Source organism: Methylobacterium sp. (genome assembly GCF_019745455.1).
Taxonomy (GTDB): Bacteria; Pseudomonadota; Alphaproteobacteria; order Rhizobiales; family Beijerinckiaceae; genus Methylobacterium.
Genome location: NZ_JAIETD010000104.1, coordinates 1 through 12,130 on the forward strand (window position 1 = coordinate 1; position 12,130 = coordinate 12,130).

General features: G+C 60.3%; 13 protein-coding genes and 1 pseudogene. 11 read left to right on the forward strand and 3 right to left on the reverse strand.

Translation table 11 applies throughout. The features are described from left to right. The first annotated feature begins 326 nt into the window (after positions 1-326). The 4 genes from K2Y56_RS19175 (at position 327) to K2Y56_RS19190 (ending at position 3,190) form a co-directional block, all read left to right on the forward strand. Entirely contained in the window at positions 327-587 is a 261-nt protein-coding gene (locus K2Y56_RS19175; protein WP_292511215.1) for a hypothetical protein, read from the forward strand. 241 nt (positions 588-828) lie between these two features. Next, positions 829-1,548: a Crp/Fnr family transcriptional regulator gene (locus K2Y56_RS19180; RefSeq protein WP_292511218.1), complete on the forward strand. Its 720-nt coding sequence runs from the start codon at positions 829-831 to the stop codon at positions 1,546-1,548. Then, a complete protein-coding gene (locus tag K2Y56_RS19185) occupies positions 1,545-1,790 on the forward strand; it encodes a hypothetical protein (protein ID WP_292511221.1) in 246 nt (81 codons plus the stop codon). The genes K2Y56_RS19180 and K2Y56_RS19185 overlap by 4 nt, the downstream gene beginning before the upstream one ends. 704 nt (positions 1,791-2,494) lie before the next feature. After that, complete coding sequence (locus tag K2Y56_RS19190) at positions 2,495-3,190, forward strand: thermonuclease family protein (protein ID WP_292511224.1); 696 nt, start codon at positions 2,495-2,497, stop codon at positions 3,188-3,190. An 823-nt stretch (positions 3,191-4,013) separates the two neighbouring features. Here K2Y56_RS19190 and K2Y56_RS19195 read toward each other — a convergent pair. Next, positions 4,014-4,199 (reverse strand): hypothetical protein, encoded by a 186-nt coding sequence (locus K2Y56_RS19195; protein ID WP_292511227.1) that lies wholly within the window; start codon positions 4,197-4,199, stop codon positions 4,014-4,016. 354 nt (positions 4,200-4,553) lie between these two features. Between K2Y56_RS19195 and K2Y56_RS19200 the strand changes: the two genes are divergently transcribed. Continuing rightward, positions 4,554-5,039: a DUF992 domain-containing protein gene (locus K2Y56_RS19200; RefSeq protein WP_292511231.1), complete on the forward strand. Its 486-nt coding sequence runs from the start codon at positions 4,554-4,556 to the stop codon at positions 5,037-5,039. A 914-nt stretch (positions 5,040-5,953) separates the two neighbouring features. On the opposite strand, the pseudogene K2Y56_RS26575 reads toward K2Y56_RS19200, so the two are convergent. Then, a pseudogene (locus K2Y56_RS26575) lies at positions 5,954-6,136 on the reverse strand (recombinase family protein); the annotation flags it as partial. A gap of 738 nt (positions 6,137-6,874) precedes the next feature. On the opposite strand from K2Y56_RS26575, the gene K2Y56_RS19210 reads away from it, so the two are divergent. The 5 genes from K2Y56_RS19210 (at position 6,875) to K2Y56_RS19230 (ending at position 10,358) form a co-directional block, all read left to right on the forward strand. Beyond that, the gene (locus K2Y56_RS19210; RefSeq protein WP_292511234.1) at positions 6,875-7,042 is read left to right on the forward strand and encodes a hypothetical protein; all 168 of its coding nucleotides are present in this window, start codon (positions 6,875-6,877) and stop codon (positions 7,040-7,042) included. Between the two features lie 227 nt (positions 7,043-7,269). Further along, positions 7,270-9,228 (forward strand): PAS domain-containing sensor histidine kinase, encoded by a 1,959-nt coding sequence (locus K2Y56_RS19215; RefSeq protein WP_292511237.1) that lies wholly within the window; start codon positions 7,270-7,272, stop codon positions 9,226-9,228. Between the two features lie 152 nt (positions 9,229-9,380). Further along, entirely contained in the window at positions 9,381-9,644 is a 264-nt protein-coding gene (locus K2Y56_RS19220) for a hypothetical protein (RefSeq protein ID WP_292511239.1), read from the forward strand. Continuing rightward, on the forward strand, positions 9,641-10,135 hold the full coding sequence (locus tag K2Y56_RS19225) for an HD domain-containing protein (protein ID WP_292511243.1): 495 nt from the start codon (positions 9,641-9,643) through the stop codon (positions 10,133-10,135). Before K2Y56_RS19220 ends, K2Y56_RS19225 begins: the two co-directional genes overlap by 4 nt. Positions 10,136-10,145: 10 nt before the next feature. Beyond that, a complete protein-coding gene (locus K2Y56_RS19230; protein ID WP_292511245.1) occupies positions 10,146-10,358 on the forward strand; it encodes a hypothetical protein in 213 nt (70 codons plus the stop codon). 30 nt (positions 10,359-10,388) lie between these two features. Here K2Y56_RS19230 and K2Y56_RS19235 read toward each other — a convergent pair whose 3' ends face one another. After that, positions 10,389-10,673 carry a hypothetical protein gene (locus K2Y56_RS19235; protein ID WP_292511247.1) on the reverse strand — a complete coding sequence of 95 codons (285 nt, stop codon included), beginning with the start codon at positions 10,671-10,673 and terminating at the stop codon, positions 10,389-10,391. Positions 10,674-11,590: 917 nt separating this feature from the next. On the opposite strand from K2Y56_RS19235, the gene K2Y56_RS19240 reads away from it, so the two are divergent. Then, positions 11,591-12,121 (forward strand): hypothetical protein, encoded by a 531-nt coding sequence (locus tag K2Y56_RS19240; protein ID WP_292511250.1) that lies wholly within the window; start codon positions 11,591-11,593, stop codon positions 12,119-12,121. Positions 12,122-12,130: the final 9 nt, after the last annotated feature.

Consider the following 12,130-nt stretch of genomic DNA (forward strand, 5'->3'; position numbering starts at 1 on the left):
ATCCCTAAGCCCTATCAATGCCTTACGCTACGCTCGCCACCACAGATCCACTGCCCTCGTGAATAAGACAGGCTAAAACCGTATCGAGTAGCAAGTCGCCAAACCCAACCTCGGCAGGTCTATCGTCACAATAGCTTAGCCAGCAACTTGGCGCTTATTCGACTCTCACGATTTTACTGACGATTTAGAAGGAGGAAGCGCCCGGTGTCGTTTCTATTTGTCCGTAATCGTACAAACAGGTATACTTTTCCGATCACCGGCTGACGATCCCGGGCGCCGGTGGCTGAGAGCAGTGTGCGCTCCCGCCTGTTGGAGCGGAGCAGCAAGTGCCCCGGTACTTCTTCCACGTCTTTGACGGCAAAAGCACCTTGGATGCCGACGGCACCGAATTGCCGGATTGGCACACCGCTCGTCGCGAAGCTGTCCGCTTGGCAGGTGAGATTTTGAGCGACGAGGCCCAGGGGCCCTTTCTCGGAAACGAATGGCGCATGGAGGTAACCGACGCCAAAGGCCTCACTCTGTTCCAACTCGACTTCTTCTTCACCGAGTCTGCAGCCATCCAGAGGACGATGTTCGAACCAATTTAACGAGATCACAGGCTCACGCCACTGCGGGCTTCATAAAATTTTGCATGGCCGCTCTACGTCCACCACGTTCTTCTCTGCTCTCAAGCTGCGTGTATATTAACTTGTATCAATTCAATGAGGTTGGTTCATAATCGCTGGCATCATCAGTGAGTCGCTACAGGTGCTGATGACTGGGAGAAGCGCGCTTCCGCCTGCAACGTGAGGCGATGCCAATATGCTTTCCGCCTCAGAGCCGAACCCAATGGACGCGCTCATCCGCAAGCTGGGAAGCATCGCCACCTTCTCGGCGGAGGAGCGCCAGGCCATCGAAAGGCTGCCGGTCAATGTGCGGATGCTACACCCTCGGCAGGACATCGTGCGCGATGGCAGCAAGCCCTCGCAGTGTTGCCTCCTTCTGAGCGGCTGGGCCTGCCGTTACAAGCTCCTCCGCGACGGACGGCGGCAGATCCTCTCCTTCCACATTCCAGGCGACATCCCGGATCTTCAGAGCCTGCAAATCCCGACCATGGACCACAGCGTTGCCACGCTCACGGAGGCCAAGGTGGCCTTCATCTCCCATGAGAGCCTGCGCGGTCTGACTGAGTGCTTTCCGGGTATCGGCGAGGTGCTCACGCGCTGTGTGTTGCTCGACGCGGCCACCTTCCGCGAGTGGATGGTCGGCATGGGCCGGCGTGATGCGTTCGAGGCGATCGCTCACCTCCTCTGCGAGCTGTACCTGAAGCTGCAAGCGGTGGGGCTGGCTGAGAACTATCGCTTCTCGTTGCCGTTCACCCAGACCGATCTCGGCGACGCCCTTGGGCTTTCATACGTGCACGTCAACCGCGTCCTCCAGGAGATGCGCGGCAAGAGCCTCATCACCCTGCGGTGCCACATTCTGGAGATCACGGGGTGGGATGAACTTCTGCGCATCGCCGAGTTTGACGCGACCTACCTGCATCTTGAGCAACGGGCCGCCGGATGACGCTTCACCTACAGCCCATGCATGTCGGCACGGGCAGCTACGACATCGAGAGGCACCTCGTCTTTGCCGACGGCTACCTCGTCGCCGTGTTGGTGCAGCTGTGCGCGTACCATGAGGAGAACGCGAGCGAGTGGTCTCTTGAGGCAGGCTTCGGACCTGTGGACGATCCGAACCCGCCGATCTTTGACGATCTCGACGAGGCGCGAAGCTGGATCGAGCGCCGCTTGGATCTGGTGTCCTGATATTCCCGGTTACATGGGGCCACTAAAGCCACGGGCTAGACTTGGTTCTCGCCGTTTCATAGATCCACATCGAGCGCCGGAACGGCCGGCGGTATCGGGTAGATCGTGAAGCGACAATCAGCAAGGCGATGGCGGCAAAGCCGCTTTTTTGTGAGTGACGCCAACGCACTGCCCGTCCGCGGAGCTACTTCGCTGCCAACATCAAGGATCGGCATGGAGCCTGATGAGCGCGTCCAACCAAATCTGAAGGGTCGGTCATAGAAGGATCAAGCAGCCCGCCAGGAAGGTGCATTGGAGCGTCACAAGCGCCCCGATGATCCAGCGAGAAGCGCGGTCTTCGTGACCTGAGCGATCCGTGTGTGTGATGTCCGGCATTGCTCGCCTCCACCAAGGATCACAGGATCAGATGCATTTCCTAGCCTCACAATAACGTGAATTAGAAAATTTGCCTTAGTTGGCGAAATCGGGGCGAGAATTTGGCCTTCGCCCTTGGTGCATTTGCTCTATGAGGCCGCAAAAGAACTCCGCGAGGCGTGACTCTGCGGGGCAGGCGAGAAGCCATGATGCGGTCGTGTCAGCCCTAGGAGGGGTCCGCGCTGCCAACGCGACCGCGTCGAGGGCGGGGAGGCACTCGACGCCTGAAACATGTCAGCCCACAGGAAGCGCGCGTTCACGCAGGTAAGCGTGAAAAGCTCCGCGGCGGCGTGGTAGAGGGCTCGTATGCGCACCCTGCCCTTCCTCGCCCTCCTGCTGCTCACGATGCCCGCGCTCGCCGAGCCGATCGTCGGCCGGCCAGCGTCACGGATGGTGACACCATCGAGATCGGAAGGACGAAGATCCGACTCCACGGCATCGATGTACCTGAGGGCGAGCAGGTCTGCCAGAATGCGGCCGGCGAGGACTATCCGTGTGGTCGGGGCGCAGCGCTGGCGCTCTCCGACCGGATCGACTCGGCGCCGATCTCATGCGCTCCACGCGACACCGACCGGTACGGGCGGATAGTGGCGGTGTGCCGGAAGGGCAGCGAGGACCTCAACGCCTGGATGGTGAGCCAGGGGCACGCCGTCGCCTTCAGGCGCTATGCCGAGGACTATGTCGCGCAGGAAGCCGAGGCGAAGGCGGCCAAGCGCGGGATCTGGGCCAGCACCTTCCAGGAACCGTCTGCCTGGCGCCGGGAGAAGCGCGCCGGCGGCGAGGATACCCGGCCCGCGTCCGCGTCGCCGGACGCCGCGGCCAACTGCAAGGTCAAGGGCAACATCGGCGGCAAAGGTACCAAGATCTACCACATGCCCGGGACCCGCGATTACGAGCGGACTCGGATCAATGAGGCGAAGGGCGAGCGCTGGTTCTGCTCACCAGTAGATGCGGAGAAAGACGGCTGGCGTCCGGCGGAGGGGTAGCCGGCACTGAGACGCAAAAAGCCCGACACGCCATGATGGCGGCCGGGCTGGTGTTCACGAGGATGACGCCGGAGCCGCCCCGTCCAGGGTTGCCCTCACAGGCGCCCTCAAAGGCATGGTGATCTCGCGGGGTGCGGTCGTGGTAGATCACGTCTGACATTGTTCGTTGGCCTGTTCTGAAATGAAAAAGGGAGGAGCCCTTGCGAGCCCCTCCCTCCTGTTTTTCGGCTGTGATGTTGTCTGCCCCACTCACGCGCCGGTACGTCTGATGTGTGACGAGATCGGGCCGACGGGCTGAACCAGTACGGTCGGCGTTAGGATCGCGATCGGTGCATGAGAGACGCAGCTAAAGTGAGCCTCGTGCCTCCCGGTTAGTATCTCCGGTCGCTGCTGTCGCTCATACGCCGCGCAACATAATCCCCTGAGTAGGACTTCTGCCCGAATATCAACCACCCGAGGCCGAACCCGATGGCTCCTGCGATGAACAGAGCGGCCATTGTGGTGCTGTCAGCGTTGCTCACGGCGCCTCTACCTTGGCGGTAATAGTCGGTGCCACGCTTCGAGAGATCGTCCCAAGTCTCAGAGGCACGATCAGTCACGGTGCTCAACGCTTCCCTGGCGTGATCCGTAACGGCGCTTAGCGTGTCGTTGGCCTGGTTCTTCGACACAGGTCCGTCGATCCCTGGCAGCGGCTTCTTGTAACCGGGCTGCCCAGCCACCCTGCCCTCGTTATCCTCGTGCACAGTGTCAGCCAATGTAACCTCCCGTTTGAACCTCGATACGTTCTGTAGTGGGCTCACTGCTCACCACCCTGGTGCTCATCCTACTTGTTGGCCCTGCTGTGCCCGACTGCGCATCCGGCAGCGGCACCTACTTTTCCGTGGCCAACCATCTTCCCGGCTACCCCGCCGACGATGGCGCCCTTGATGCAGCCTTTGGCTTCAACCGGGCTGGCGTTGGCGAGAACGCCAAAGGCGAGACAGGCGGCAAGTGCAAAGGTGGTCTTCATGGCGTGGTCCTTCGATTGCGCTGACGGACCAACGGAAGGCGGGGTCGGGGCGTTCCAGCAGGATGCGAAGCAAAACTGCGCCTAGGTCGGGCATCGCCCATCGCGATGCTCGCGCCCGTGAGGCCCTTCGCGCATCGCCTCGTCATGATGGGATTGTCGCGCTCGGTCACCGAGCGGGTGCTCGCCATGCCTTGAGCTGTTCCGTCGCCAGCAAGAGGCCTCGCGGGTGGATCAGAGGAGTTTCATTTCCAGCGAAACGACCAAGCAACAAGCGACGAGATACGCCTGCAACAGGTGACCCCCAAGGTTAACGCAACGCTTCGACACGAGGCGAACCAATCAAGGGGTTTACCAATGCGTGCTATCGCGATTGCCTTCTCTGCTGCCATGCTCGCCGCTGGCGCCGCGTACGCTCACGGCAGCCTGACCGAGGCTCCTGACCGCCAGAGTGCCGGCACCCTCACCTGCATCACGAAGCCTGACGTGAGCTTGATCTTCGGACGGACACCCATCGCCGACTGCACCTTCGTGTCGGAGCGGGGCAACTTCCGGCAGAGCTACGTGGCGATGTTTTCCCGTGCCACTCACGTTGATACCGCACAGAAAGTGTCTTGGCGCGTGCTGACCAAGGATGGCTTCGCCCGCCCGGGGATGCTGAGCGACCTCTTCACGGTGCCAGTGAGCCAATCTGAGAGTGCCAAGGCTCCCACTGCGCCCGAGATGATGGGTCGTGCCGCCACTCTTCAGCTCCTGAGCCATTCCGGGCAGACCAGCGCCAAGTTCGCTCTGAGCCAGCCTCGGATTGCCCTTGCCGCAACTGAGCCCGACCTCATCCGGTGAGAACCATGGCGGCAGCGCATATTGTAGGGCACGCTCCCGACAGCGTGGCAAAAGCCTAGGGCCGCGTTGCCTTATCGACGATGAAGCAGGCGTTCGAGCATATCCCTATCGGCGCCTGGGCGGGTTCGGCTCTTTCAGAAAACAAGCGGCGTTGGTCGAGTGGATGCGCAGAATCTGTTCCGCCCTGTTCCCTCGCGTTGTCCTTCCAGGTGGCGTATCGCTGGGGCCAACTTGGAGGTCTTGATGCCGGTCATGTGCGAACTTTGGATGAGCGATCCTGATAGGGAAGTCGGCAAGTACGAGTTCGATAGCGTGCCACGAACCGGAGAGGTCGTGTCTCTTCCGAAAAGCGATGAAGACAAATTCGTCCACTTCAACGTTGAGAATGTGACTCACCGAGCGAAGGGGCCGAGGCATCCGGCTGCGACGTATGTCTTCGTGTCAAAGATCAGCTGAGCGGCCCTTCGCGAACCTCTCATGCAACAGAGGTCACGCCAGCTATGTGAACGCCGGAGCAGGAAGGCTCATGCGGCGTGCTTGGCGATCTCGGCGATGGTCGCGCGACTGCATCCGGTCGCGGGCCCATATCTGATACCACGACATGCCCATAGCGAGCGCGCCAGCGTTGCGCGTCGTGTCTTCCGGACGCCCTTCGCAGAGCCCCGCTTCCTTGGCCTTGGCCTGTCCCTCAGCCACCCGGCAGCGGCGGTCATCATAGTCCTTGCGAGCTACAGCAGCGAGCATGTCGAGAAGCCTGTGGTTTATGGCAGCGAACATGCGTCGGTGTGGTCATCGGGATTGGCGGTCGCCATCTGTCATGAGGTCGGAAGGCCGAGAGCAAGCACTCGAATGGACCAGGCTTTGATCTTAGCCTCCAGCCCAGTCGACAGAGGTCGGACGGACAGCCGGTCAACCTATTCGACCAGTAGCATGTCGCCCGAACAGGTATTCCTTAGGCACCTGAACAGCTCTGGACGGGCCAGCTTCGATCTGCTCTCGTTCTCCGCGTACCAAGCTGCGATGGTGAATCCACGTTCAGCCGCGAAGGCTTCTGGCTGCTCCCTGGTACGCTCAGCATCCTGTTCGGTGGTGCTGGCGCGAAGGTAGGCTCTGACGAACTTCTAAAACCCCATCCAGTCTAATTTGGTTGGTCCTTATGAGTTCGGCCTGTATTGGATGGGCGAGTAATATTTCTGAACAAGCTCACAGGTTGTGTCAGACTGGTCTGGTAAAGGCGTACCCATTACGGATCGGCACGCTTGAGCGAGGAACTTCCGAGGGAACGACAACCGCTCTCCGGGTGTTGCGGACTACCATCACTGAGGAAAGAGTTATGAGAAACATCATCTACATCATCGGCTTGATCGTGGTGGTCCTTGCCGTCTTGTCGTTCTTCGGGCTTCGCTAATTCAGTCCGTGAGCACAGGCCCATTCATACCAAAGCAGACCGCTTAGCAGCAGGTCGACGAGCCCAATCTCATCGAAGACAGAACTGGGCTCGTCGTCGCTGACGGGCGCTAAAGCCGCTTGGTTGAAGTGGGTGCGGCTTTACGCATCCGCATGAGGTCCATCACCGCTATAACCAGTGGCGTGCCGATCAGCAGCAAGGCGAAGAACAGGGCCATGGGTCACGTCTCGTGGGGATCGTGCCAGGGTGTCCCCACCCTCCCTAAGTAACGAGAGGCACCATTTGGTTCGCCATAGCGTGTCAACGAGGAGCGACGCGTGAGCCTTCGAGCCCTGTTCCGCACGCTCACGCGATACTGAGGCGCGCCCCTGCACTGCTCTGTCCAGCCGTGGCCGCGCCAATTAAGCTGCTCAGCGAGGCCCAGGCCGTGGGTAAGATCCAGGGCAACGTTTTTGAATCACTCGCTCACGTCGGAGCCGCCGAACTCCTGAAGGCCTATTCGGCGACCAAGGATGATCAGCTCAGGCGCGACGTACTCGCTCTCGTCAACATTGTTGTTCGCATCGAGGCTCGGTCTGTTGCAGCGAATGCGTGATGCTCGACAGCCGTGGGTGTTGGTTGAACCAGTTGGCTCCGGAGGCCATGACGCGGGACTTGGAACGCAAGCGGTGTTGACTCGTCTCAGACGACACGCCGCCCTATCTCGCGCCGATGCCCGCGCCATTGCCGACCACCCGCTTTGAAATCAGCCTCCTCCGTGTAGCGCCTCAGCTTGCCGCTGAGGCGATATCGAGAAAGCGGTCTGCGAAGGATCATCATTAGATGCTGGCTACTGAGAAGGGGGCCAGCGCCGACCGCCTGCACGCAGGTCAGGACCGTCTGAAGGCGATTCTGGACGAAATCGACACGGCGTTTGCCATTGTCGAGGTGCAGTTCGATGCCGACGAACGCCCCGTCGATTATCGCTTTCTTGAAGCCAACCCTGCCTTCGAGCGCCAAGCAGGGGTCAATCTTCGCGGCAAGTGGGTGAGGGAGTTTGCGCCAGATCTCGAGCAGTTCTGGTTCGATACCTATGGGCACGTCGCCCTCACAGGAGAACCAGCGAATTTTGAAAACTACGCAGAGGCTTTCGGGCGCTGGTTCGACGTCCGGGCAATCCGCATCGGCAATCCGTCTGAGCGGCAGATAGCCATCTTTTTCAATGACGTGACCGCGCGCAAGCGGGTTGAGCATGAACTGCATCGGCTAAACGATACGCTCGAACATCAGGTTCACCAGCGCACGCAGGAGCGCGATCGTCTCTGGCGCGTTACGCAGGACATCCAGGTCATCCTAGACGGCCAAGGCGTCTTCAAAGCCGTCAACCCGGCGTTCACGGCTATCCTCGGCTGGGCCTCCGATGATGTGATCGGAAAGACCGTCTTCGATTTCGTTGTCCCGGACGACGAGGCCCTGACCCATCGCGCGCTTGAGCATGCGCGTACTCAGAACCTGCCGACCGTCGAGAACCGTTACCTCCACAAGGATGGAGGCTTCCGATGGATCTCATGGGTGGCTTCCCCTGAGGGAGAGCTGATCTACGCCAGCGGCCGACACATCACGGCCGAGAAAAATCAGGCTGAAGCCTTGAGGCAGGCCGAGGAAGCTCTGCGCCAGGCCCAGAAGATGGAAGCGGTGGGCCAACTCACCGGTGGGGTGGCTCACGACTTCAACAATCTGCTGACCGTTATCAAGTCGTCCACAGACCTCCTCAAGCGTTCGGATCTGCAGGAGGAGCGACGGCAGCGCTACATCGGCGCGATCTCTGATACCGTCGAACGCGCAGCAAAGCTCACGGGTCAGTTGCTCGCCTTCGCGAGGCGCCAAGCCCTGAAACCGGAGGTTTTTGACACCGGAAAGAGCGTGGCCACCATCAGCGACATGGTTGGTACGCTGAGTGGTTCGCGCATCAAGATCGCGACCGACATCCCCAACGAGCCCTGCTTCGTCAACGCCGATCCGAGCCAGTTCGACACCGCCCTGGTGAACATGGCGGTCAATGCCAGGGATGCCATGAACGGTGAGGGCACCCTGACTATCTCGGTCCACCCTGTCTCGGTCATTCCTCCGATCCGCAGCCATCCTCCAGTACGTGGAGACTTCGTCGCGGTGTGCATCGAGGACACCGGGATCGGCATCGCCCCTGAGCAGATCGAACACATCTTCGAGCCGTTCTTCACGACCAAGGAAATCGGACAGGGAACAGGTTTGGGATTAAGCCAGGTCTTTGGCTTTGCCAAGCAATCCGGAGGTGAGGTCCGGGTCCAGAGTACGGTAGGCCAGGGTACGATGTTCGTGCTGTACCTGCCGAGGGTGGAAGGGGCTGATCAACGATCCGAGATGGAACCTGAACCTCTCGTCGATGGCCATGGCACCTGTGTCCTAGTGGTCGAGGACAACGTGAATGTCGGCACGTTCGCGACGCAGACATTAGCCGAGCTAGGCTATGACACCGTGTGGGCAGCCAATGCAGAGGAGGCACTTGCGGAACTAGCCCGCGACGCCACTAGGTTTGATGTCGTATTCTCGGATGTCGTCATGCCGGGCATGAACGGGATCGACCTCGGTCATGAGATCCGCCGCCTCTACCGCGAGATACCAGTCGTTCTCGCAAGCGGTTACAGCCACGTCTTGGCAAAGAATGGTACCTTCGGATTTGAGCTGCTTCAAAAGCCCTACTCCATCGAGCAGCTCTCTCGCATCCTCCGCAAGGCAGCCAGCAGGCCCCGCTGGGCCCAATGAATTTGCCGCCCGGAGATTGTTGGGCGCCGAGATCATTGAGGCCGGAGAGTAGGCAGACCTCTATCACGTCGACGAGGACCTGCGCTAACTTCAAGGCATTCGTCTCCCTTCTGCAGTAGCGCATGGCCAGGTCATCGGGAGGTGTGGAGTAGATGGCCGAGACCCCAACTGTTGGCGAACTGTTCAAGGCGCAGGCGATCCTCGAAGCGGATGTCGCGGCTGCTGTCGACGCCTTCATAGCAGACCCGACGCTGACCACGTTTCTCATGGGCGACGGCTACTCGCTCGACCTGCATGGCGCCGTGTCCGACATCCCGTTCGCTCTCAGCATGATGGCGAACCTGGATGCGAAGCCGGCCTCGAAGCGCAGCGCAATCCGCACGGCGATCCTGCTGACGAGGCCGGTGAATGCATGACTTCGATCCTCGACGCGCATAGCCTCGCGATCCGCGCTCATGCGGGCCAGATCGACAAGAGCGGCCAGCCCTACATCCGGCACCTGGAGCGGGTCGCCAACGCCGCTGTCGCGCGAGCGGGGCGCGCTAGGTCCATAGACCACATCGACCTAGACCCGATGACGGTGATGCAGGCAGCGCTCCTCCACGACATCCTTGAGGACACGGCAACGACGGTCGGTGACCTGAAGGCGGCCGGCTTCGGCGACGAGGTCCTGGCAATGGTCCGTCTGCTGACCAAGCCGAAGGAGAAGGATGCCTATTCTGAGATGATCGACCGGATCATCGCGAGCAACAACCTCGGCGCCATCCTGATCAAGATGTCGGATAACGAGGACAACCTGAGCCCAGATCGCACTTTGCCGGACGGTGAAGCGTCGGCTACTCGTTACCGCACGGCGTTCGGCCGTCTGAGGGACGCCGCAGGTGCGCTTGGCTACACGGGCCGCTGAAAGGTGAGTGATGACCGAGTACGAAGTAGGCTACCTGCAGGCCTTGCAGGATGTGCAGATCGCGGTCCGCCAGATGGTCAACAACCAGGATGCATCACCTGAGGGTAAAGTCGCATTGCTCGGGGTCGTCTCGCTCCTTGAGGGGCTCATCAAAGAAAAGATTGAGCAAGATGGCGATCACGATGACCAAGCCGCGCCGGATCCTCTGAGCGGCAGCTTCTAGCGGTAAAAGTTTTGCAAGTATTCAACAGAATTAATGAGATTTGCGACTTACACTGCTCAGCTCGTACTGATTAGCTGCGATCATCTCAGATATACGAAGGATCGCCAACTTTTTATCCTGATCGGCGACCATGCCCTGCGCGACCGACAACGCCTCGCTTCGTGTCATCTGTCCAGGTGTGAGATCGAGCCTTCGATTTGGGTCGAAGGCGATATGCGCAAGGGCAACACCAGAAGCATCCAAGACAGCAAAATGGTTTGGCTTCTCAACGACACGCCAAGGCGCCTCCATCCGATACCGGCTACTCTCACTCACGCCTTGACCCGCTCCTCTCCCGACCCGCTTGGCTGAAGCGCCACATCAGCACCGACCGTTCCAACAGGACGAGCGGAAATCCGACTTCGTCTTTACGGCGGTCCTAGATAGCTGAGGATTGGATCGGTCCCCTCGGCCGTAACGACGCTTGGTATACCAAGACTTGGATCCGAGGCCACCGGATTTCCATTACGCCAACGTGCGAGCCGTCTGATTCCCCAGCCGCGGCGCCGTTCCTCCGCTTGTTCCACGAATGCGCCCGACGATCCGCCGGTGCTCTGTCGGCTATCGGACGGAAAACATCCTGGATTGATGCATTATCAGGAGGTGCATACGAGCAATCCAAGGAGAGCTTTTTGCAGCATCCACGACAAGCAAAACCGGGTTCGGAGCGGGAAGAGATCACATTCAAGGGCCGTGGCCATGCCATTCGCACCGGCCGTCGGTTCGTGTTGAGGCTCTGTCCGGAATGCTCGCAGTGGAACTCGCGCAAGGCGGCTGAGGCAGGCCATTGCGGATGGTGCGCGTACGTCCCCTCGCTGAGTGACGCAGAGCCGTCCTCACGGAACTAGTCAACGGCGCTGTTCGCCTCGCCGAGCCGAATGAGCGTCATGGACATCCACATCGAGCGTCTGAGCAGCCGGCTGCATCTGGTTGACCATCGAGCGACAGTCACCGAGGCGAAGGCAGCGAAGTCTGGGCCAAGATCCCATTCTGATAACTCCGCCTCTTAAAGCCCTTCGGCTCATCCTGAGCGCGAGCCAAGTTACCTGCCGGCTCCGTCATGTCTCTCACAGGATGCGCCCAGCCACTCCGTGACCAGATCCGGCGGCAGGGCTTTTTTGTGAGGTGAGCCGCAACGCGCTCTTAGGGTCTGGCTTCTACCATCCGGGCGGATGATGAGGCGGGCCGCCAAGATGCCGCTGGCAAAGCTACACCAGGAACAGACCGATCGTCTGAAGCGCCTCTCGCGTGCGCTCTTCCTGTTCAGCGCAACCGGGCTCATTGCTCTCAGTGCACTGGCAGGTGGTCTGATCCTACACATGCGCGAGACTGCCTGGAGCCAAGCCGTTCGCAGTTCAGAGACGCTGCTGCGCAGCGTCGAGCGCACGCTCGACCGTGACATCGAGCTCTATAATCTCTCGCTTCAGGCGGTCGTCGAGGGCTTGCAGAACCCCCATCTTGAGGAAGTCTCTCCAGAGGTTCGGCAGCTCGCTCTCTTCGACCGAGCCGCGACAGCGAAGGGTTTCGGCTCTATCTTCGTCCTCGACCAGCAAGGCCAAGCCTTCTTGGATTCTGAATCCGTAATCCCTCGGCGGCTGAACGCGAGCGAGCGGACCTACTTCCAGATCCACCGCACGCGCGCGGATGTCGGTCTCTTGGTCGTGTCCGTCAATGAGGTGGAAATTCGGGGTGGAGTTGGAGCGGCCATCGGTCAGGCGGCCTGAGGTGGAATT